21 protein-coding genes are annotated in these 20,467 nt (G+C 68.8%); 8 read left to right on the forward strand and 13 right to left on the reverse strand.

Annotated elements, in window-relative coordinates; translation table 11 throughout:
* Positions 1 to 28: 28 nt before the first annotated feature.
* From BN976_RS03125 to BN976_RS03150, 6 genes are read right to left on the reverse strand one after another with little or no spacing between them, the layout of a single operon-like run.
* The gene (locus tag BN976_RS03125; RefSeq protein ID WP_036367797.1) at positions 29 to 439 is read right to left on the reverse strand and encodes a hypothetical protein; all 411 of its coding nucleotides are present in this window, start codon (positions 437 to 439) and stop codon (positions 29 to 31) included.
* Entirely contained in the window at positions 440 to 1,675 is a 1,236-nt protein-coding gene (locus BN976_RS03130) for an O-succinylhomoserine sulfhydrylase (protein WP_036367799.1), read from the reverse strand.
* Positions 1,672 to 2,094 carry a rhodanese-like domain-containing protein gene (locus BN976_RS03135; protein WP_036367801.1) on the reverse strand — a complete coding sequence of 141 codons (423 nt, stop codon included), beginning with the start codon at positions 2,092 to 2,094 and terminating at the stop codon, positions 1,672 to 1,674. Before BN976_RS03135 ends, BN976_RS03130 begins: the two co-directional genes overlap by 4 nt.
* A 19-nt stretch (positions 2,095 to 2,113) precedes the next feature.
* Positions 2,114 to 2,557 carry an Rv0361 family membrane protein gene (locus BN976_RS03140; RefSeq protein WP_036367803.1) on the reverse strand — a complete coding sequence of 148 codons (444 nt, stop codon included), beginning with the start codon at positions 2,555 to 2,557 and terminating at the stop codon, positions 2,114 to 2,116.
* A complete protein-coding gene (purT, locus tag BN976_RS03145; protein WP_036367806.1) occupies positions 2,554 to 3,705 on the reverse strand; it encodes a formate-dependent phosphoribosylglycinamide formyltransferase in 1,152 nt (383 codons plus the stop codon). The genes BN976_RS03140 and purT overlap by 4 nt, the downstream gene beginning before the upstream one ends.
* On the reverse strand, positions 3,702 to 4,211 hold the full coding sequence (locus BN976_RS03150; RefSeq protein WP_036367807.1) for a MarR family winged helix-turn-helix transcriptional regulator: 510 nt from the start codon (positions 4,209 to 4,211) through the stop codon (positions 3,702 to 3,704). Before BN976_RS03150 ends, purT begins: the two co-directional genes overlap by 4 nt.
* Positions 4,212 to 4,272: 61 nt before the next feature.
* On the opposite strand from BN976_RS03150, the gene BN976_RS03155 reads away from it, so the two are divergent.
* From BN976_RS03155 to BN976_RS32365, 3 genes are read left to right on the forward strand one after another with little or no spacing between them, the layout of a single operon-like run.
* A complete protein-coding gene (locus BN976_RS03155; protein WP_036369076.1) occupies positions 4,273 to 6,312 on the forward strand; it encodes an MMPL family transporter in 2,040 nt (679 codons plus the stop codon).
* Between the two features lie 9 nt (positions 6,313 to 6,321).
* Positions 6,322 to 7,542, forward strand: coding sequence for a cytochrome P450 (locus tag BN976_RS03160; protein ID WP_036367808.1), 1,221 nt, complete (start codon positions 6,322 to 6,324; stop codon positions 7,540 to 7,542).
* Positions 7,543 to 7,737, forward strand: a complete 195-nt coding sequence (locus tag BN976_RS32365; RefSeq protein WP_084182182.1) for a ferredoxin — start codon at positions 7,543 to 7,545, stop codon at positions 7,735 to 7,737.
* On the opposite strand, the gene BN976_RS03165 is transcribed toward BN976_RS32365, so the two are convergent.
* Genes BN976_RS03165 through BN976_RS03180 form a run of 4 tightly spaced genes read right to left on the reverse strand, consistent with a single transcriptional unit; the run spans position 7,694 to position 11,440 of the window.
* A complete protein-coding gene (locus BN976_RS03165; RefSeq protein ID WP_036367809.1) occupies positions 7,694 to 8,350 on the reverse strand; it encodes a hypothetical protein in 657 nt (218 codons plus the stop codon). The genes BN976_RS32365 and BN976_RS03165 overlap by 44 nt on opposite strands.
* Before the next feature lie 25 nt (positions 8,351 to 8,375).
* Positions 8,376 to 9,479: a GGDEF domain-containing protein gene (locus BN976_RS03170; RefSeq protein ID WP_036367811.1), complete on the reverse strand. Its 1,104-nt coding sequence runs from the start codon at positions 9,477 to 9,479 to the stop codon at positions 8,376 to 8,378.
* A 24-nt stretch (positions 9,480 to 9,503) separates the two neighbouring features.
* Positions 9,504 to 10,148, reverse strand: coding sequence for a PaaI family thioesterase (locus BN976_RS03175; protein ID WP_036367812.1), 645 nt, complete (start codon positions 10,146 to 10,148; stop codon positions 9,504 to 9,506).
* Entirely contained in the window at positions 10,145 to 11,440 is a 1,296-nt protein-coding gene (locus tag BN976_RS03180; protein ID WP_036367814.1) for an adenylosuccinate synthase, read from the reverse strand. The genes BN976_RS03175 and BN976_RS03180 overlap by 4 nt, the downstream gene beginning before the upstream one ends.
* A gap of 92 nt (positions 11,441 to 11,532) precedes the next feature.
* On the opposite strand from BN976_RS03180, the gene BN976_RS03185 reads away from it, so the two are divergent.
* Positions 11,533 to 12,135: a hypothetical protein gene (locus BN976_RS03185; RefSeq protein WP_036369079.1), complete on the forward strand. Its 603-nt coding sequence runs from the start codon at positions 11,533 to 11,535 to the stop codon at positions 12,133 to 12,135.
* On the opposite strand, the gene BN976_RS03190 is transcribed toward BN976_RS03185, so the two are convergent.
* Complete coding sequence (locus BN976_RS03190; protein ID WP_051558263.1) at positions 12,077 to 13,450, reverse strand: cytochrome P450; 1,374 nt, start codon at positions 13,448 to 13,450, stop codon at positions 12,077 to 12,079. The two genes, BN976_RS03185 and BN976_RS03190, sit on opposite strands and share 59 nt — an antisense overlap.
* Positions 13,451 to 13,474: 24 nt before the next feature.
* On the opposite strand from BN976_RS03190, the gene BN976_RS03195 reads away from it, so the two are divergent.
* Positions 13,475 to 14,254, forward strand: a complete 780-nt coding sequence (locus BN976_RS03195; protein WP_036367816.1) for a site-2 protease family protein — start codon at positions 13,475 to 13,477, stop codon at positions 14,252 to 14,254.
* Between the two features lie 40 nt (positions 14,255 to 14,294).
* Complete coding sequence (locus BN976_RS03200) at positions 14,295 to 15,194, forward strand: cation diffusion facilitator family transporter (RefSeq protein ID WP_036367820.1); 900 nt, start codon at positions 14,295 to 14,297, stop codon at positions 15,192 to 15,194.
* Here BN976_RS03200 and BN976_RS03205 read toward each other — a convergent pair.
* On the reverse strand, positions 15,191 to 15,607 hold the full coding sequence (locus BN976_RS03205; RefSeq protein WP_036367823.1) for a DUF3151 domain-containing protein: 417 nt from the start codon (positions 15,605 to 15,607) through the stop codon (positions 15,191 to 15,193). The genes BN976_RS03200 and BN976_RS03205 overlap by 4 nt on opposite strands.
* Positions 15,608 to 15,668: 61 nt before the next feature.
* Here BN976_RS03205 and BN976_RS03210 point away from each other — a divergent pair, with 61 nt between their 5' ends.
* Positions 15,669 to 16,460, forward strand: coding sequence for an Rv0361 family membrane protein (locus tag BN976_RS03210; RefSeq protein ID WP_036367825.1), 792 nt, complete (start codon positions 15,669 to 15,671; stop codon positions 16,458 to 16,460).
* On the opposite strand, the gene fbaA is transcribed toward BN976_RS03210, so the two are convergent.
* Positions 16,457 to 17,494 carry a class II fructose-bisphosphate aldolase gene (gene fbaA, locus BN976_RS03215; RefSeq protein WP_036367828.1) on the reverse strand — a complete coding sequence of 346 codons (1,038 nt, stop codon included), beginning with the start codon at positions 17,492 to 17,494 and terminating at the stop codon, positions 16,457 to 16,459. The genes BN976_RS03210 and fbaA overlap by 4 nt on opposite strands.
* Positions 17,495 to 17,538: 44 nt before the next feature.
* On the opposite strand from fbaA, the gene BN976_RS03220 reads away from it, so the two are divergent.
* A complete protein-coding gene (locus BN976_RS03220; RefSeq protein WP_084182183.1) occupies positions 17,539 to 20,382 on the forward strand; it encodes a helix-turn-helix transcriptional regulator in 2,844 nt (947 codons plus the stop codon).
* The last annotated feature ends 85 nt before the right edge of the window (positions 20,383 to 20,467 follow it).

Consider the following 20,467-nt stretch of genomic DNA (forward strand, 5'->3'; position numbering starts at 1 on the left):
GGCCCTGCTGGAATGCAATTTCGGCGGCTCAGAAAACCGGTGGTGGATCGCCGTGTCGATACGCCTCGATCACGTCGAGGTGCTCGAACAGCTCGTCGAGATTGAACTGGTAGTCGTCCGACATTCCGACAAAGACGACGTGCGCGGTCTCGCCGCCGTCCTCCGGGGTGAGCAGCACCACCGTCACGTTGACGGTCTCGTCCTCGTCTGCCACGTCGGCTTCCGACGGCGGCCAGTACCACGCCACGCCTGTCTCGTCAGCCGAGTTTCCGTCGTCTTCGGCGAACTCCCACCCGCGTTCGGTCAGCTTGGCGTCGAATTCCTCAAGATCCGAGGCGATTTCGAGTTGTTCGACGACACGCGCCGGAACCCAGGCCTCGTCGCGGGCGGCCCGCCGCTTGTTGCGGCGGGCCTTCTTCTGGTCCGAGCGCCTGGACAACTACCCGAGCGCCCGGTCCAGGTCGGCGAGTAGGTCCTCGGTGCCTTCCAGCCCGACCGAGATCCGCACGACCCCGTCACCGAGCCCGATCGCGGCGCGTCCCTCCGGCCCCATCGCCCGGTGCGTCGTCGTGGCCGGATGGGTGATCAACGACTTCGCGTCGCCGAGGTTGTTGGAGATGTCGATGATCTGCAGCTTGTCGAGCACCTCGAAGGCCCGCTCCTTGGCCGCGTCTGGATTGCCGGCTCCGCCGGCGCTGGCGAGCTCGAACGTCACCACGGTGCCGCCGCCGGTCATCTGACGCTTGGCCAGGTCGTACTGGGGGTGTGACTCCAGGAACGGGTACTTCACCCAGCTCACCGAGGGATGCTGTTCGAGGAACTCGGCGATGCGATGGGCCGACGAGTTCTGGTGCTGCACCCGCAGCGACAGGGTTTCCAGGCCCTTGAGCAGGGTCCACGCGTTGAACGGGCTCAGCGCCGGACCGGTGTGGCGCATCAGCTTCTGCACCGGCTCGTCGATGTACTCCTTGCTGCCGAGGATCGCCCCGCCGAGCACCCGACCCTGCCCGTCGATGTGTTTGGTGCCCGAGTACACCACCACGTCGACACCCAGCGGAAACCCCTGCTGCAGGATCGGGGTGGCAAAGACGTTGTCCAGCACCACCTTCGCGCCGGCGGCATGCGCAAGCTCACAGACCGCCGCGATGTCGACCAGCGACTGCATCGGGTTCGAGGGGGTCTCGAAGAACACCGCCTGGGTGGGCACCGAAAGGGCCTGCTCCCACTGCGAGAGGTCGTCGCCGTCCACGAACACCGTCTCCACGCCCCAGCGTGGCAGGATCTCGTTGCACACGACGAAGCAGGAGCCGAACAGGCTGCGCGCGGCCACCAGCCGGTCACCGGCCCCCAGGAGCGCACCGAGCGCGGTGAACACCGCCGACATGCCGGACGAGGTGGCGAAGCAGGCGGGCGCACCCTCGATCAGGCGCAACCGCTCCTCGAACATCGAGACGGTCGGGTTGCCGTAGCGCGAGTACACGTAGCGGTCGATCTCGCCGGTGAACGCCTTCTCCGCGGCGGCGGCGGACTCGTAGACATACCCCGAGGTCAGGTACAGCGCCTCGGCGGTCTCCTCGAACCCGGACCGCAGCAACCCGCCCCGCACGCCGATGGTCTCCTGGCTCACCCCGTCCGGCAGCGCCGCCGGAATCCGCACCGAAGGCACCTCCGTCATGACTGCCTCCAGGGCAGTCCGACCGCCTTCCACCCGGTGACACCGCGGTGCCCGTTCTCGTCGGGGTTGCCCTCGAACCCGTCGAGGATGTTGTAGGAGGGCGCGACACCCGCCTCGGTGGCCGCCTTCGCAGCACCGATGGAGCGGTTGCCGGAACGGCACAGGAAGACCACGGGCCGCTCCGTGTCCGAACCGGCGCCCCCGATCCTTTCCAGAAGATCGTCGACGAAGCCGTCGTTTCGCGTGCCGTCGGTGCGGCTCCACTCGATGTAGACGACATCGCGGTCGAGGCTGGACAGGTCGGGCACCCCGACGAACCGCCACTCGGCGTCGGTGCGGACGTCGACGAGCACCGCAGCGGGGTTCTCGTTCAGGATCGTCCATGCCTGCTCAGGCGTGATGTCTCCGGCATAGCTCACGGTCGTGAGTGTCCCACAGCTAGCTGGGGCCGGTCGAACAGACCTTCCAGGTCCCGCCCTCGCGGGCGAAGGTCATCTCGACGGTCTCTTTGGCGTCGGGATTCTTCTCGAAGTAGTAGGTGATGTCGGCGGTGGCCCGGTCACCGTCGATGACCACACCGGCCACCTTCTCGACGAACCGGTTGCCCCGCTTCTCCACCGAGTCACGTTGCCGGTCAAGCACTTCCGCCTCATCTTCGCGCGCTTCGGCGCACGTGAAGGCCTGCAGGTCGGAGTAGTCCGCGCGCTGCAGAGCGTCGTTCTGCCCGGAGGTGGCGCGCGCGATCAGCGCTTCGTCGGTCAGTCCGTCACCGGAGAAGACGTTGAACAACCAGATTCCGATCACGACGGCGACAATGATGCTCAGTGCCCCCAGGAACGGGGCCACGGCGCGGCCACTCGAGGTCTCGTCGGGCTCTGTCACCGGAGCCTGCGCACGGCTGTCGCGACGCGGCGGGCGCGATCGCGCGCCACGATGGGATCCTGCGCGGTGGCCGTGGACCAACTGAGCCAGGGCGTTTCGCCGCCGCCGGCCGCCGCGGCCGGAAACAGGCGCACGTCGCTCTCGGCGACCGCGAGCGCATCGGCCAGCACCGCACGGATCTCACGGTCGGGCGCCGCGTGCCCCTCTCCGTCGGTGTAGCTCACCTCGACGGCGCCGGGCGAGATCATGATGGTGTCGACGGGTAGCCCGAGAACGGCCCGCGCGTGCAGTTCGAACTGCGACAGCCGCTGGGAGCGCAGCGTCACCAGGCCACTGTCCTGCAGTCGGGGCCGGACGTCGGAGAAGTACACCTCGTCGCCCCGCACCAGCAGTTCCACCGCGAAGACCCCCCGCCCACCGAGCGAGTTGACGATGCGGGCCGAGATCGACTTCGCGGAGTCCAGCGCCGCCGGTGAAAGTTGTTGCGGCTGCCATGCTTCGAGCGCGTCGCCGTCGTTGCGGTGGTGCCCGATCGGTTCGCAGAAGTGCACGGTGGGGCCGGCCGCGCCGGTGGTGCGCACCGTCAGAAGCGTCACCTCGAAGTCGACCTCGACCACGGTCTCGGCGATGATGCGCTGCACGCTGCCCGCGGCCGTGGCGTGGCGCCACGCGGGCTCGACATCGTCGGGGCGCAACAGTACCGACTCGCCCTCCCCCGGTGCCGCCGAGACCGGTTTGACCACCATCGGGAACCCGGCATGCGCCGCGATCGCGGTCAGTTCCTCCACCGACCCGGCGAACCAGAAGGGCGCGGTGGGCAGGCCCAACTCGTCGGCGGCGAGCCGGCGCAAGCCCTCACCGTCGAGGGACAGCCGGGTGGCTCGCGGCGTGGGGAACACCTCGACGTCGTCCTGTTCGGCGACGGCGATCAGGGCGTCCGTCGCCACCGTCGCGGCGTCGGCGATCACATACCGGGGTTTACGCTCGTCGATCAGCGCCGTCAGCGCCTGCGTCTCGCCGTGGTCGGTCACCGTGACGACGTCGGCACCGAGATGCCGGAATGCCAGCGCAAGCTCACTGCTGCGCTCGCCCGCGCCGAGCAGCAGGACCGTGTCGGGGTTCGTGTCACTCCTCGATGGATCACTCATCGGTTTTCCAGCCTGCCAGACGGACCGCCGGAATCGGCGCTGAGCGCCGCCCGAAATGTGCTCATCGCGTCGATCAGCGCGGTGAACACCCGGTGAGCGGCCGTGAGGTCGCCGTCCGGGAGGCCGGCCAGCCCTTCGTGGACGTGATCGGCCAGCGGTGTGAAGAACTCGCGGGCCACGTCCATGCCGTGGTCGGCAACCCGCAGCATCACCTTGCGGCGGTCGCTCGGATCGGATTCGCGCAGCAGGTGTCCGGAGGCGTTCATCCGCTCCACCAGATACGTGATCGCTGCGCCCGAGGTGCCCATCCGCTTCCTGAGCTCACCCGCCGTCAACGGTGTACCTGCATTCTCGGCGACCATGACGTGCAGGAGGGCCCGGAAGTCGTTGGGTGTCAACGCATGCAGGCCCGCGAAGCGATGGCCGATCCGGTCCGACTCCGCGGTCAGCGCCCGCATGTCGGCGGCGATCGACGCCTCCAGTGCCACCCGGTCGACATCCTGCACGCACCCACCATAGCGAGAAACTTCAATTGATTAATCATTAATATTCTGAAATGTTGGAATGATGCGCCGTCGATACTCCTGGGTGGTCGCGCTCCTTCTCGTCCTGCTCTCCGGTGCCCTGATGGGCCTGCTGGGCAGCGGCGACTCCGGTTCGCAGTCACCGCTGATCGTGCCGCCCGAGGCGGAGTCCGCCCGCGCCGACGCCGCCCGGGCGGCCCTGCCCGGCGGGGACCTGGTGCCCGCCATCCTGGTGGTAACCCGCACCGACGCCGCTCCGCTGACCCCCGCCGACGTCGCCGCGGTGGACTCGGCCCGGGACCGCATGCTCACGGTCGCAGGCAGCGCCGGCACCGGAGGCCCGCCCACGCAGGTCTCCGAGGACGGTCAGGCGGCGGTGGCGACGGTTCCGCTGTCGGCCGACCTTTCGGGGTTCGCGCTCACCGACAAGGTCAAGGAGGTGCGCGCCGCGGCCACCGACGGACTGCCGCAGGATCTGCGTGCCGAGGTGACGGGCGGACCGGCTTTCGGCGCCGATATCGCCGACTCGTTCTCGGGGGCGAACGTGACGCTGCTGGCGGTCACCGCGGCGGTGGTGGCTCTGCTGCTGATCGTGACCTACCGCTCACCGGTGCTGTGGCTGGTGCCGCTGCTGGTGATCGGGTTCGCCGACCGGGTCGCCGCCGTCGCCGGGGCGGCCGTCGCCGAGACACTCGGCATGAGCCCGGACGGGTCCACCGGGGGAATCACCAGCGTGCTGGTCTTCGGCGCCGGCACCAACTATGCGCTGCTGCTGATCTCGCGCTATCGGGAAGAACTGGGGCGCAGCGAATCCCACCGTGACGCGCTGGACACCGCGGTACGTCGCGCCGGGCCGGCGATCATCGCCAGCAATGCCACGGTGGTACTGGCGCTGCTGACTCTGCTGTTCGCGTCGTCGCCGAGCACCCGCAGCCTCGGTGTGCAGGCCGCTTCGGGGTTGGTGATCGCCGCGGTGTTCGTGCTGCTGGTGCTGCCCCCCGCCCTCGGCGTGTTCGGGCGGAAGCTGTTCTGGCCGTTCATCCCGCAGGTCGGGGCCAGACCGCTGACCGACAGCGGGGTCTGGCACCGGGTGGCCGCCGCCGTCGCGCGCCGGCCCGCCCGGGTCGCCATCGTGTCGATCGGCGGGTTGGCCCTGCTGTGCACCGGACTCCTCGGCACTCCGGTCGGGCTGTCGCAGACCGAACAGTTCCGCGTCCAGGCCGAGTCGGTCAGCGGTTTCGAAACACTGGCGGCGCACTTCCCCAGCGGCCTGACCGACCCGGCCCGGGTGATCGCCTCGACCGAGCGGGCCTCCGACGTGCAGCGCGCCATCACCGAGACGCCCGGCGTGGTGTCGGCCGTTGCCGCCGGGAACGGACCCGGTGGGGTGAGCCAGTGGTCGGTGGTCCTGCAGGCCGCCCCGGCATCTGACGAGGCGTTTGAAACCGTTGATGCGCTTCGTGATTCGGTCCACCGGGTGGATCCCGACGCGCTGGTGGGCGGGTCCGACGCCACCGCGCGCGACGCGGCCTCGGCCGCCGCCCACGACCGCGCCGTCGTCATCCCCGCGATCCTGGTCGTCGTGCTGCTGGTGCTCTACCCATTGCTGCGCTCGGCGCTGGCACCGCTGGTGCTGGTCGGGGTGACGGTGCTCAGCGCACTGGCCGCGCTCGGTCTCGGCGGTTGGGCGAGCGTGCACGTGTTCGGGTTCCCCGCCCTCGACTACACCGCCCCGCTGTTCGCCTTCCTGTTCCTGGTGGCGCTCGGCGTGGACTACACGATCTTCCTGGTGACCCGGGCACGCGAGGAGACACCCGAGCACGGGACCCGCGACGGCATCGTGCGCGCCGTGTCGGCGACCGGCGCGGTGATCACCAGCGCGGGCATCGTGCTGGCGGCGGTGTTCTGCGTGCTCGGGGTGCTGCCGCTGATCGTGCTGACCCAGGTCGGCATCATCGTCGGCCTGGGCATCCTGCTCGACACCTTCGTCGTGCGCACCGTCATCATCCCCGCGCTGTTCACGCTCATCGGCCCCCGGATCTGGTGGCCCGCACTGCGCGAGGACGCCTCCTCCGGCGGGTAGCGTCGAGAGATGAGCCAGGCCGTCCGCCCCGACCTGCCGCCGGTGCACATGCGGCGCGACGGGTTCGATCCCACGCCGCAGCTGCGCGAGATCCGCGAGACCGAGGGCGTGCGGGTGATCACCAGCGCCTTCGGGATGTCGGCGTACCTCGTGACCCGCTACGAGGACGTCAAGACCGTGCTGTCGGACCACACGCGGTTCTCCAACAGCCGCCCGCCCGGCTTCGTGGTTCCCGGGGCGCCCCCGATCGACGAGGACGAACAGGCGCGCAGCCGTGCCGGAAACCTGCTCGGACTCGACCCTCCCGAGCACCAACGGCTGCGCCGCATGCTCACCCCCGAGTTCACGCTCCGGCGGATGAGGCGGCTGCAGCCCCGCATCGCCGAAATCGTCGACGCGCAACTGGACGCGTTGGCGGCGGCCCGGGACGGAGAAGCCTCAGCCGACCTGGTGGAGCACTTCGCGCTGCCGATCCCGTCCCTGGTGATCTGCGAGCTGCTCGGTGTGCCGTACGCCGACCGCGACGACTTCCAGCGGCGCAGCGCACGCCAACTCGACCTGTCCATCCCGATCCCCGAGCGCATCGAGCTGGTGCGGGAGGGGCGCGCCTACATGAGCAGCCTCGTCGCGGGAGCCAGGACCCGTCCCGGCGACGACATCCTCGGGATGCTCGTACGCGAACACGGCACCGAGCTGACCGACGACGAACTGGTCGGGATCGCCGGCCTGCTCCTGCTGGCCGGCCACGAGACCACCTCGAACATGTTGGCGCTGGGCACCCTTGCGCTGTTGCGCCACCCCGACCAGCTCGCCGCGGTGCGTGACGACCCGGACGCGGTGGCGCCGACGGTGGAGGAGCTGCTGCGCTGGCTGTCGATCGTGCACACCGCGATCCCGCGCATCACCACCACCGAAGTCGAGATCGCCGGCGTCGCGATCCCGGCCGGGCAGTTGGTGTTCGCGTCGCTGCCGTCGGGCAACCGCGACAACGAATTCATCGAGCGTCCTGAGGTTTTCGACATCACCCGGGGAGCGCTGGGGCACCTGGCGTTCGGGCACGGGGTGCACCACTGCCTCGGCGCGCCGCTGGCCCGGATGGAGATGCAGATCGCGTTCCCCGCACTGCTGCGCCGCTTTCCGACGCTGGCGCCTGCGGTCGAGTTCGACGATGCGCCGTTCCGATCGTTCCATTTCATCTACGGTCTGAAATCGTTGGAGGTGACCTGGTAGATGAGGGTTTCAGCGGACCGCGAGCTGTGCATCCAGGCCGGCAACTGCGTGATGGTCGCCCGTGAGGTGTTCGACCAGGACGACGACGGCATCGTCGTCGTGCTCGAAGACGACGTCACCGGCGACGCGGCCGAGCACGCGCGGGAAGCGGTCAAATTGTGTCCGGCGAGCGCTCTTCGTCTGGAAGATCGATGACGCCCGCGCGCGCGAGCAGAAGCAGGCTGACGATGAGCACCCAGACCGGGAACGCCACCGTCATCCACGCGGTGATGTCGCTGCCGACCAAGACGCACAGGGCCACAACGTAGGTCACGATCACCAGCCAGATCGGCATGAGCCGGGTCCGCAGCCAGATGGTGGCCAGCGAAATCATGAAGACCGCGGCCATCCGTAGCGCGTAGGTGTCGGACAGCGAGACCAGCAGCGCGTGGCCGAACTCCGTGACCTCCGTGCGGGCATCACCCAGCCCGGAGTGCTTTCTGGCGGCGATCAGGCCTGCCCCGACGGCCGTCGACGCGAAGATCATCGCCAGGAACAGCAGCCCGCTGCCGATGAAGACCGTCGAGAAGAACTTGTCCTCCAGCGCACCCAGCCCGTCTCGGATCACCCCGATGAACCACAGGAACGCGATGCCGGCGAACGGCATCAGCACCACGGCGATCCGGAGCCGGTGTTCGGAACCGGGCACCGACGTGCGGATGATCACCAGTGCCACACCGAACAACAGCGCGAACAGCACGCCGGCGAACGCCGCGGCGCGCGGCGTGGTCAGGTAACGCAGGTGGCGGTCCGCCGGATGCGTGGTCATTGCCTCATGCTGGCACGGCCGACCCTCAATCTCCGGCAGCAACGGCGTCGTCGACGATCACGGTCTGGTTGCCGCCGGCATGCTTGGCGCGATACATCGCCGCATCGGCCAGCTCGATCATGGTGCGCACGGCACTTTCGAGGTCGCCGTCGACACGCGCCGCGGCCGCCCCGATACTCACCGTGGGAACGGCCGCCGCGTCGCAGCGCGCCACCTCGGCGTGCAGCAGCGCCGCAAGGCGCCGGACCGTCTGAGTCCCGCCCTCGACCACGACGACGAACTCCTCGCCGCCGGTGCGGGCGGTCACCGACCGGACCCCCAGATCCGTGACCGCGGCGCGGGCGGCTTCGGCCACCCCGACCAGCACCCGGTCACCGGCGTCGTGACCGTGGCCGTCGTTGATCGCCTTGAACTTGTCGATGTCGAGGGCCAGCACCCCGATCTGCACGCCGCCGGGCGCCACCAGTTCGGCGAGGTGGACGTCGAGCCCACGCCGGTTGTACAACCGGGTCAGCGGGTCGTGCAGCGCGTCGACGGCGCCCATCCGCAGGGCCGACAGGTACGACTGCACGATGACCGGGACACCGATGACCGTCGGCAACAGCACGAGCAGACGCACCGTGACAACCGACACCGGCGCGGTGGCCTGGGCGATCGCCAACCCGTAGGTCACCGCGAACACCGCCGTCGAGAACGCCAGATGCAGCACCAGTGCCCGCGGACCGTGCACCACGACGATGTAGATCCCGTTGGCCGCCAGCAGCGCCAGCCCGGGCATCGCGGTGAACGCGTCCTGGTAGCAGGCGATGACCACGACCACCGCGACATCGGCGTACACCGCGAACGCCACGGATTGCCCCTCGGTGGGCCACGGGCCGAAGATCCAGATCACGCCGAGCACACAGGAACTGACCGCGATCGCGATCACCAGGACGCGAGCCGCGACCGATCCCCCGTCGTAATAGGCCCACACCACGGTCAGCAGCGCAGTCAGGCCGTACAGCAGCGAGAAGCACCCGATGAACACCTGATGCAGCCGCAGCAGTCCGCGGGAGCGGAAATATCTTGCGGTCCAATCAAATTCGTGCGGCTGTCGCCACCAGATGAGGAGGAACTCGCGTAACCCCATCCCGACCTCCCCCAGAGGCGTCCGTTACGGCTGCCCGGGCAGCAGCCTGATCATGAGCCCGTTCGACTCGGCCAGCACATTGCCGTCGGCGTCGAGAAGCTCGGCGTTGACGAACGCCTTGCGCCCCTCGGTATCCCGCAGCCAGCCCCGCGCCGTCAGCACGGTGTCGATCGGCGTCACCTTGCGGTAGTCCACGTGCAGGAACGCGGTACGGCTGATCGGACGGCCGGTCGCGTGGATGACCATGCCGAACATCGAGTCGAACAACAACGGCAGCACCCCGCCGTGCACGGCGGAGTTGCCGCCCACGTGGTAGCGGCTGAACGTGACCTCCAGCTCGACGCCGTCGGCCTCGAACCTGGTCACCGTCCACGGCGGCATCAGCAGGCTGCCGGCACCCGGCAACGAGGGCACCCGGTTTGCCGGTCCGACACCCTCGCCGGCCCGGTACGGATCGAGCAGCTTGACCAGTTCCTCGACCCGGTCGGCGGCGTCATCCCAGGTGTCCGGGTCCGGGTTCACCGAAACGGCGAGATCCTGCGCCTGCCGCATCGCGGCGAGGAAACGCGCGAAACCCGGCCCGGGATCGGCGGCCTCGAACACCGGGAACCCGCCGTGGCGGTCGTATTCGGGGTCGACGCGTCGCGGATCCAGCCCGAAGTCGGTCACGGTGTGGCCAGGACGTCGCGTCGCACGATGGTCTGATCGCGGCCCGGACCCACGCCGATGCACGAGACATGGGCTCCGGCAAGGTCTTCCAACCGGAGGACATAGTCGCGCGCCTTGGCGGGCAGTTCGTCGAACGTACGGCAGGCGCTGATGTCCTCCCACCAGCCGGGCAGTTCCTCGTAGATCGGCTCGGCACGCGCGATGTCGCTCTGGGTCATGGGCATCTCGTCGGTGCGCTTGCCGTCCACGGTGTAGCCGACACAGATCGGCACGGTCTCCAGGCTGGACAGCACGTCGAGTTTGGTGAGGAAGTAGTCGGTGATGCCGTTGACCCGGGTCGCATAGCGGGCGATGACGGCGTCGAACCACCCGCAGCGGCGCGCCCGGCCCGTGGTGACACCGACCTCGCCTCCGGTCTTGGCGAGATAGGCGCCGTGGTCGTCGAACAGCTCGGTGGGGAACGGACCGGAACCGACGCGGGTGGTGTAGGCCTTCAGGATTCCCAGCACGGTGGTGATCCGGGTGGGCCCGATACCGGATCCCACCGACGCGCCACCTGCCGTCGGATTCGACGATGTGACAAAGGGATACGTGCCGTGGTCGACGTCGAGCAGGGTGCCCTGCGAGCCCTCCAACAGCACCGTCTCGTTGCGCTCGAGCGCCTCGTTGAGCAGCAGCCGCGCGTCGGCGATGCGGTGTTTGAAACCCTCGGCCTGTTCGAGCAGGTTCTCGACCACCTCCGCGGGATCGAGCGCCTTGCGGTTGTAGATCTTGACCAGCACCTGGTTCTTCAGTTCCAGCGCGCCCTCGATCTTCTCGGCGAGCAGCGCCGGGTCGAGGACGTCGGCGACGCGGATGCCCTGACGGGCGATCTTGTCCTGGTAGCAGGGTCCGATACCTCGGCCGGTGGTGCCGATCTTCTTGCTGCCCGCGTAGCGCTCAACCACCTTGTCGATCGCGACGTGGTAGGGCATCAGCAGATGTGCGTCGGCGGAGATCAGCAGCCGCTCGGTGTCCACGCCGCGCTCCTCGAGCCCCTTGAGCTCGGTGAGCAGCACACCGGGGTCGACGACCACGCCGTTGCCGATCACGTTGGTCACGCCCGGGGTGAGGATCCCCGACGGAATCAGGTGAAGCGCGAAGTTCTCCCCGGTGGGCAACACCACGGTGTGCCCGGCGTTGTTGCCACCCTGGTAGCGGACGACCCACTGGACACGTCCACCAAGGAGGTCGGTGGCCTTACCTTTGCCCTCGTCACCCCACTGGGCGCCGATGAGCACGATTGCCGGCATCGCAGTCCTTCGCGTCTTCCCGCTAGTCTTTCCGCTCGAGCTGCGCTCGATACAGTGTGCAGCCGGTGACCCACCATATCTCAAGGATCGAGTTGGACCTGTCAACAGTCGCGATCGTGCGCCTGGGCAACGACCGGGTTCCCCGCGCCCTGCGCGACCTTCCGGTCCTGGCTTCCGCCGACGCCGACGATCTCGTCGGCTACCGGCGTCTCATCGTGGTGGGCACCCACCGGGACTTGTCGCAGGTCCTGACCCAGCTGCTGCGCGCCGACCGGCTCGACATCGAGGTGGCCCACGTGCGACGTCCGTGGCAGGGCCGACGCGCCCGCACCGCCGCCGCGACCAGGGTGCCTCTCATCCGGGACGAGACGGGAACAGTCACCACCGAGGCCGCGCTGTGGCTGGCTCCGGAGGGGCAGCGCACGCTGCGCGGCGAGGCCGTCGTCGACGACGAGCCGTTGTTCGACGGCGAGGTCACCGGTGTGCGCATCGAGCCGACCGCGGCGATGCCCGGGCTCCGCGCCGGCGTGCTGTCGGGCCGGACGCGGCCGAAGCGGTGGATCAGCGGCCGCGCCGCCCAGCTGGGCACCACCGGCGCGCTGGTGGTTCGCGACGGCGTGGCCGGCAATCGGCAGGTCAGACGGTCGACGTTCTATCGGCACACCGAGGGTTGGCTGCGGGTCGGGCGGGGGTGAACCTGACCCTGGTGCCGTCCCGGGGCACCAGGACCGGCGAGGCCCGAAACGGCGGCGTCTCCAGGTGGGCGCTGACGGGCTCCAGTTCGCCTTCCCGCAGCACGGTGTGCAACGTCGTGGTCAACTCGCGCATGGCGAAGGCCGCGCCGATGCACCGTTTCACCCCGCCGCCGAACGGGATCCACGCGTACGGATGCGGCCGGGAGCCGAGAAAGCGCTCCGGCCGGAACTCATCGGGCTGCGGATAGGCGTCCGGATCCCGGTTGATGACGTCGAGCAGCAGCACGATGCGGGTGTCGGGTTCCAGCGTGTACTCGCCCAGCCGGTAGGGACCCGTGGTCATCCGGCCGGTGATCGGCGCGGCGGGCCGCAGCCGCAGGGTCTCGGCGATGACGGCCTCGGTGTAGTCGGTGTCGCCGGACACCGCTTCGGCGCGCACCCGGGCCAGGGCCCGCGGATGGTGCAGCAGCAGGTCGATCAGCCACGACAGCGTGGTCGCGGTGGTTTCGTGCCCAGCCAGCATGAGCGTGATGAGATCGTCGCGGATCTCGTTGTCCGACAGGGCTTCCCCATCATCGGCGCGGGCGTTGGCGAGCACGCTGAGAATGTCGGCGCGCTCGGCGGACGACGGATCAGACCGGCGTTCGGCGATCAGCGGCAGCACCAGTTCGTCGATTCTGCGGTTGGCGTCGGAGAGTCTGCCCCAGCGTCGCAGCGCGCCGAACCGCCGCAGCGCGTAGCGCACCGGCGTCTCCTCCGACAGCGCCAGGTCGAGCAGTTGGTGAAACGGCTTGCCGAACCGGGCGACCGACTCGGGGTCGTGCACCCCGAAGACCACCTGAACGATGATGTCCAAGGTCAGTTCACGGGCGGCGTCGAGCATCCGCATCGGCCGCGCGACCGGCCAGGTCGCCATCGCCGACCGGGTCGATGACTCGATGATGGGCACGTAGCTGTTGAGCATCTCGCCGTGCAGCGGTGGGGTCAGCAGCCGCCTCCTGCGCAGGTGGTCGGGCTCCTCCAGGACGAACATCGACCGCGGACCGTAGATCGCCGCCGCCGGCCCGACGCCCTCGCCGCCCAGCAGCACGTCGGGATTCTCGGTGAACACCTGCTTGGCCAGGTCGGCGTCGGCGACTGCGACCACCTTCCCGAAGCCCAGGACAGGCAATGCCACCACCGGCCCGTACCGCCGCACCATCTGGTGCACGATCGCCTGCCCGCCCATCCCGAAGGCGGCGGCGTACACACCGCCGAAGACGGGCGCCAGCGGTGGCGGTGCGGGCAGGCTCGGTGGTCGCACAATACGAACCATCTCACGGCCGGTAGCTTTCGTGGGGTGAGTGTTCGGCCACTGCACCAGTCGGTACGACCGAGCCCGATCTTCCTCGCCCTGGTCGCGCTCACGGCGGCCGGCGGAGCCCTGGCGTGGACATCGGCCGGGCGGATCGAGCCCGTCGCCTACCTCGGCGTGTTCGTCTTCGTCATCTTCGGCTGGTTGGTGACGTTGTGCCTGCACGAGTTCGGGCACGCGTATTCGGCCTACCGGTTCGGCGACCGCGACGTCGCGGTGCGCGGCTACCTGACGCTCAACCCGCTGAAGTACTCGCACCCGCTGCTGTCGCTGGGGCTGCCGGTGCTGTTCATCGCACTCGGCGGGATCGGGCTGCCCGGCGGGGCGGTGTATGTGCAGACGGCCCATATGACGGACCGGCAGAAGACGTGGGTGAGCCTGGCCGGGCCCGCCGTCAACCTGATCTTCGCGGTGCTGATGCTCGCGGTGACCCGGCTGCTGTACGACCCGGCCCATTCGGTGTTCTGGGCCGGCGTGGCGTTCCTGGGTTTCCTGCAGGTCACCGCGCTGCTGCTGAACATGCTTCCCATTCCGGGCCTGGACGGTTACGGCGCGCTGGAGCCACACCTGAGCAGCGACACGCAGCGCGCACTGAACCCCGCCAAGCAGTGGGGTTTCTTCATCCTGTTGATCCTGCTCATCGCGCCGCCGCTGAACCAGTGGTTCTTCGGCGCGGTGTACTGGCTGTTCGAGCTCTCCGGCGTGCCACCCGCCCTGTCCGCCATCGGCGGTCAGCTGACCCGGTTCTGGTCTGCCTGGACCTGACCCTTGTCACATATGCGTCTTTGCGCATATATTTCTGGCCATGGGTGCCGGACACGACCACAGCCACGGCGGTGACACCAGGGTCTCCCGCATGGTCATCGGGGCGGGCATCCTCACCGCCTTCTTCATCGTCGAGCTGAGCACGGCGCTGGCCATCAACTCGATCGCGCTGCTTGCCGACGCCGGCCACATGCTGACCGACCTGGTCGCGATGTTCATGGGGCTGACCGCGGTGCTGCTCGCCAAGCGCGGCAGCACGTCGCCGTCGCGCACCTACGGCTGGCACCGCGCCGAGGTGTTCACCGCCGTCGCCAACGCGGCGCTGCTGCTCGGGGTGGCCGGGTTCATCCTCTACGAAGCCTTCGAGCGACTCGGCGACGCGCCCGACATCCCGGGTGTCCCGATGATCGTCGTCGCGCTGGCCGGACTGCTGGCCAACGCCGTGGTGGTGCTGCTGCTGCGCTCGCACTCCAAGGAGAGCCTGGCGGTCAAGGGCGCCTACATGGAGGTCGTCGCCGACACCGTCGGAAGCATCGGGGTGCTGATCGCGGGCATCGTCACCGTCACCACGCGGTGGCCGTACGCCGACGTCGTCGTCGCGGTGCTGGTCGCACTCTGGGTGCTGCCCAGGGCCATCTCCCTGGCCAGAGCGGCGCTGCGGATCCTGTCGGAATCCTCGCCGCGCCACATCGACGTCGAGGAGCTGCGCGCGGCCCTCGGCGCCGTCGACGGGGTCACCGAGGTCCACGACCTGCACGTGTGGACGCTGGTACCGGGTAAGGACATGGTCACCGCCCATCTGACCAGCGACCGCGACTCCGCGCAGATCCTCGACGACGCGCGGGCCGTGTTGACCGCGCGCGGGCTCGATCACTCCACCGTGCAGGTCGAACCGCCAGACACCGCCGCGGACTGCGACTGCGAAAGCCGGAAGCGCTAGGTCAGCCCGAGTTCGGCGCGGGCCGCCGGATCGCAGTCGTCGAGCAGATCCAGGCAGCGCTGATACTCAGGCAGCTCCCCGATCGCCTCGGCCGCGCGGGCCAACGCCGCCACGCACCGCAGGAACCCCTGGTTGGGTTCGTGCGCGAACGGCACCGGGCCGAAGCCCTTCCAGCCGTTGCGGCGCAACGCATCGAGGCCGCGATGGTAGCCGGTGCGCGCGTAGGCGTACGCGGTGACGGCCTGCTCGGCGTCGAGTGCCTGTTCGGCGAGCACCGCCCAGGCGATCGACGCAGCCGGGTGCGCAGCGGCGACGATGGCGGGGTTCTCCGACGCATCGAGCTCGGCCTCGACGGCGGGATCGCCGGGCAGCAGCACAGGTTCGGGTCCGAGGAGATCGCCCATCCGAGTCATGTGCCCCATTGTGCCGTGTGGGCGTGGGCGGGCGTCACCGCGGATGGCTAAGCTCCGCGGTATGTCGAACGCAGGAGGGTCTGACAACTCCGACCAGGATCCCTCGCCCGCCGAAGCCGAGACCGAGGTTCTGCCCGGGGCCGATTCCGAGCATGAACCCGCGACGGAGGTCTTCGCCCCCGCCGAGCAGCAGGACGAAGATCCGGACCAGCCCGGCGAGCGACGGTTCACGGCGCCGTCCGGGTTCGACGCCGGCTCCACACAGGTCATCAACCGGCCCACCGATCCGGCGACCGAGCAGTTCTCGGCGCACGACCCCGGCGCGCCCACCGAAGTCTTCGCGCCGCAGAAACCCGCTGCGCCGCAAATGATCCCGCCGCGCGGGGACACACCGAAACCACCCAAGAAAAGGCGCAACTGGGGCTGGCTGGTGGCCATCGTCCTCGTCGTCGCCGCGCTGGCCGCCGTCGCGATCCTCGGCACACTGCTGCTGACGCGTGGTTCCGGCTCGACCGTGTCCCAGGAAGACAGGGTCCGGTCCACGATCCAGAACTACGACGCCGCGATCGAGAAGGGTGACCTCGCGACGCTGCGCAGCATCACCTGCGGCACGACGGCGGAGGCCTACAACAACATCGACGACAAGAAATGGATCGAGACGCACCGGCGGGTGGCCGACGCCGGCCGCTACCCCGTCGTCGCCAGCATCGACCAGGTCGTCGTCAACGGCGACCACGCCGAAGCCAACGTCACCACGTTCATGGCGTTCGCGCCGCAGACCCGCTCCACGCGCAGCTTCGATCTGCAGTTCCGCGACGACGAGTGGAAGATCTGCCAGGCCCCTCAGCCCTAGCCGGCCGACACGCTCCGGCCCGCGCTGTGCAGATCCTTGCAGGCCTCCACCACCCGCTCGCTCATCGAGGCCTCGGCCTTCTTGAGGTAGCTGCGCGGGTCGTAGACCTTCTTGTTGCCCACTTCGCCGTCGACCTTGAGCACGCCGTCGTAGTTGGTGAACATGTGGGCCGCGAGCGGACGGGTGAACGCGTACTGGGTGTCGGTGTCGACGTTCATCTTGACCACGCCGTAGCGCAGCGAGTCCTCGATCTCGGACTTCAGCGAGCCCGAGCCGCCGTGGAAGACGAAGTCGAACGGCTTGGACCCTGCCGGCAGCCCCAGCTTGGCCGACGCGACGCGCTGCCCCTCGGCGAGCACCTCGGGCTTGAGCACCACGTTGCCCGGCTTGTACACGCCGTGCACGTTGCCGAACGTGGCAGCCAGCAGGTACTTGCCGTGCTCGCCGGCGCCGAGCGCCTCGATGGTCTTCTCGAAGTCCTCGGTGCTGGTGTACAGCTTCTCGTTGATCTCGGCCTCGACGCCGTCCTCCTCGCCACCGACCACGCCGATCTCGATCTCCAGGATGATCTTGGCGGCCGCGGCCTGCTTGAGCAGTTCCTGCGCGATCGAGAGGTTCTCGTCGATCGGCACCGCCGAGCCGTCCCACATGTGCGACTGGAACAGCGGGTTCTGTCCCTTCGCGACACGCTCAGCCGAGATGGCCAGCAGCGGGCGAACGTAGGTGTCCAGCTTGTCCTTCGGACAGTGGTCGGTGTGCAGCGCAACGGTGATGTCGTACTTGGCGGCGATCACATGCGCGAACTCGGCGAGCGCGACAGCGCCGGTGACCATGTCCTTGACACCCAGACCCGACGCGAATTCCGCACCGCCGGTGGAGAACTGGATGATGCCGTCCGACCCGGCGTCGGCGAACCCCTTGATGGCGGCGTTGACGCTCTCCGAGCCGACGCAGTTGATCGCGGGAAACGCGAACGAGTGCTCCTTGGCGCGGCTGAGCATCTCCGCATAGACCTCGGGCGTAGCGATGGGCATGAGCGGTCCTTTCCGAGACGGGCTTGCGTCCGAGTATTTCAGGAATGCGATCCCGGCGCGCTGCTCCGCTCGAGATCCTCGTCGGGTTCGCCAAGGCCGTCATTTGTTGCCATGATTCGCTGGTGGGGGTGTTCGGACGCCAGGCGGAGTCCGCTGCCGTCGCGGAATTCCTTGCCGCCACCGCGCCCGCGGGTCTGGTGATCAGTGGTGAACGCGGCATCGGCAAGACCACGGTGTGGTGGGACTCCATCGAACAAGCCCGCGCTCTCGGCTGGCAGGTGCTGACGGCCCAACCTGTCGACGCCGAGTCGGAGCTCGCCTACCGAGGCCTGGCCGACCTACTCGCCTCCGTCGATGGCGAGGTGTTCGCCGTCCTGCCGACCCCGCAGCGGACGGCAATCGACCGTGTGCTTCTGCGCAGTATGGCTACGGCCGCGCCGGCCGAATCCCGCGCGGTCGCCGCGGCCTTTCTCACCGTGATCGAGCAGTTGTCCGAAACAGCACCGGTGCTCATCGCCATCGACGACGTGCAGTGGCTAGACCGGTCCAGCGCGACGGCCGTAGCGTATGCAGCGCGTCGAATGTCGGGTGCGCAAGCTGTGTTGACCACGGTGCGCACCGGCAGCGACGCGTCCTGGCTTCAGCTGCCCCGCCCCGACGCCGTTCGGCAGATCACACTCGGCCCGTTGAGCGTCGGCCTGCTGCACAAGATCGTCACCGAGCGGCTACACCGGTCATTTCCCCGCCCAACGATGGTGCGGATTGCCGAGCTGTCGAGCGGGAATCCGTTCTACGCCATCGAGCTGGCCCGAGCGATGCCTGATCCTCGTGCCAGTGGCGAATTGCCTCTTCCGACAACGTTGTCCGATCTGCTACGCACCCGTCTCGACGGCCTCGAACCGGCAGTCAGCGACCTTCTACTGGCAGCCGCATGTGCGGAAGCGCCTACCGCCGAGCTGATCGCGCGAGCCACCGGCAACACCACGGCGCACGTCGACGAGTTACTCGCCGACGCCGAAGCCGACGGGATCGTTCACTTCGACGGCATCCGGCTGCGCTTCGACCACCCGACGTTGTCGGCCGGTATTCGCGCAGGCGTGAGCCCGGCTGAGCGCCGGGCCATGCATCGCAGGCTGGCCGACGTGGTGGCCGAACCCGAGTTGCGCGCACGTCATCTCGCACTGTCGGCGGTTGCCGGGGACGAGACCACTTACGCTGCGCTCGACGCGGCGGTGCGATCGGCCAGTGCTCGCGGAGCGCCGGCAGCGGCAGCCGAACTACTCGAGCTCGCGATCGGGCTGGGCGGCGACAGTGCCGAACGCCGGATCGAGCTGGCGCGACAATGTTTTTACGCCGGCGACGCGGGACGCGCCCGCGAGCTGCTGGAGACGACCATCGCTAGGCAACAGGTGCCTCTCGAGCGGGCGGGGGCCCTGGCGTTCCTCGGTGTGGTGCGGCTGTTCGACGAAAGCTTCGCCGCCGCCGCCGAGGTGCTCGCACAGGCTCTGGCCCAAGCCGCCGACGACGTCGGCCTGCGGGTGCACATTCGCATCACACTCGCGTTCGCGTTGTTCAACGCCGGTGACCTGCACGCCGCCATCGACTGCTGCGACCGTGCGGTTGCAGATGCCGTCACCCTCGATAAGACCCCCGAGACCGACGACGCACTCAGCCGCGCACTGAGTTTGCGCACGGTCCTGCGATTCCTTCACGGAGACGGGCTCGACGAGACTGTTCTGAAGCGCGCTCTGGACTTGGAGGACCGGTCTGCGGACACCCCCGTGGCGTTGTCTCCCTTCGCGCACTGCGCGACACTGCGGGCATGCATCGGTGACCTTGACACTGCGGCCGCCATGCTCGCCGACGAGCGACGGCGCCGCCTGGAACGCGGCCACGACAGCGAACTTGTCTATATCGCTCTGCACGCTGTGCTCACCGATGTGTGGCGCGGCGACTTCGCCGCCGCCAGCCTGCTCAGTGAGGACTTCTTCGAGCACGCTGAGCAACTGGGCGGTGAGTTACCGCGCTTGCTGGCGTTGACCTGCCGGGCAATTGTGGGAGCTCACCTCGGGCAGACAGTGGACGCCCAGCAAGACGCCGCCGAGGCGATCACCCTGACCGAGCGGTGCAGTTCGCCCAGGCTCGGTGAGTGGCCGCGGATGGCACTGGGTTTCGTGGCGGTATCCCAGGGCGATTACCACGCGGTGATCGCCGCCCACGAGCCGCTGCGGGTGGCGCTCCTGGCAGCGCCGGCGAACACCGAGATCATCACCGCGTGGTTCGTGCCCGACGCAGTCGAGGCATTGATCGGCGTCGGCCGCCTCGTCGACGCGGAATCGCTCATCACCGCGCTGGAACGGAACGGACGTCGTCTGGACCGAGCGTGGATGTTGGCCTCCGGTGCGCGTGGGCGCGCCATGCTCGAGGCCGCCCGCGGCGACCTTGATGCCGCGGTCGACCACATCGGGCGGGCAATGATCGAGTACCAGCGGTTGTCGATGCCGTTTGACATCGCCAGAGCCCAACTGCTCGCCGGCCAACTCGAGCGACGCCAGCGCCGTGACCAGACCGCCGCTACCTTCTTCCGGCGAGCGCTGGAGACCTTCGAGCGGCTCGGCACCCCGCTGTGGGCCGACCGCGCCCGCGCCGAACTGGGCCGCGCCAACCTCGGTCCGCAATCGGCCGGCTCCCTGACGCCCTCCGAGCGACGGGTGGCCGAACTCGCCGCGTCCGGGATTACGAACCGCGCGGTGGCCTCCGCGCTGTTCATCAGCCCCAAGACCGTCGAGGCCAACCTCGCTCGCGTCTACCGAAAGCTCGGCATCCGGTCACGGGCAGAACTCGGCCATCTGATGGCTCAACTTCCTGGTCCCACCGCAGCGAGCTGAAGAACTCGCCCCGGCACAGTCGGCGAAGTAGGGAAACACCCTATTTAGTCGACACTGGCTCGAGTGCCATCGTGATGGTTCGGAG

Origin of the sequence: Mycolicibacterium austroafricanum, from assembly GCF_000612725.1 — a bacterium.
GTDB classification, from domain to species: Bacteria; Actinomycetota; Actinomycetes; order Mycobacteriales; family Mycobacteriaceae; genus Mycobacterium; species Mycobacterium austroafricanum.

Coding starts and splice junctions, on each gene's coding strand:
- BN976_RS03180 (WP_036367814.1), bottom strand. CDS start 11,440: ATGCCGGCAATCGTGCTCATCGGCGCCCAGTGGGGTGACGAGGGCAAA.
- BN976_RS03155 (WP_036369076.1), top strand. CDS start 4,273: ATGCGCCGTCGATACTCCTGGGTGGTCGCGCTCCTTCTCGTCCTGCTC.
- purT (WP_036367806.1), bottom strand. CDS start 3,705: ATGAGTGATCCATCGAGGAGTGACACGAACCCCGACACGGTCCTGCTG.
- BN976_RS03200 (WP_036367820.1), top strand. CDS start 14,295: ATGGGTGCCGGACACGACCACAGCCACGGCGGTGACACCAGGGTCTCC.
- BN976_RS03210 (WP_036367825.1), top strand. CDS start 15,669: ATGTCGAACGCAGGAGGGTCTGACAACTCCGACCAGGATCCCTCGCCC.
- BN976_RS03220 (WP_084182183.1), top strand. CDS start 17,539: ATGCGATCCCGGCGCGCTGCTCCGCTCGAGATCCTCGTCGGGTTCGCC.
- BN976_RS03165 (WP_036367809.1), bottom strand. CDS start 8,350: ATGACCACGCATCCGGCGGACCGCCACCTGCGTTACCTGACCACGCCG.
- BN976_RS32365 (WP_084182182.1), top strand. CDS start 7,543: ATGAGGGTTTCAGCGGACCGCGAGCTGTGCATCCAGGCCGGCAACTGC.
- BN976_RS03130 (WP_036367799.1), bottom strand. CDS start 1,675: ATGACGGAGGTGCCTTCGGTGCGGATTCCGGCGGCGCTGCCGGACGGG.
- fbaA (WP_036367828.1), bottom strand. CDS start 17,494: ATGCCCATCGCTACGCCCGAGGTCTATGCGGAGATGCTCAGCCGCGCC.
- BN976_RS03170 (WP_036367811.1), bottom strand. CDS start 9,479: ATGGGGTTACGCGAGTTCCTCCTCATCTGGTGGCGACAGCCGCACGAA.
- BN976_RS03190 (WP_051558263.1), bottom strand. CDS start 13,450: ATGGTTCGTATTGTGCGACCACCGAGCCTGCCCGCACCGCCACCGCTG.
- BN976_RS03160 (WP_036367808.1), top strand. CDS start 6,322: ATGAGCCAGGCCGTCCGCCCCGACCTGCCGCCGGTGCACATGCGGCGC.
- BN976_RS03205 (WP_036367823.1), bottom strand. CDS start 15,607: ATGACTCGGATGGGCGATCTCCTCGGACCCGAACCTGTGCTGCTGCCC.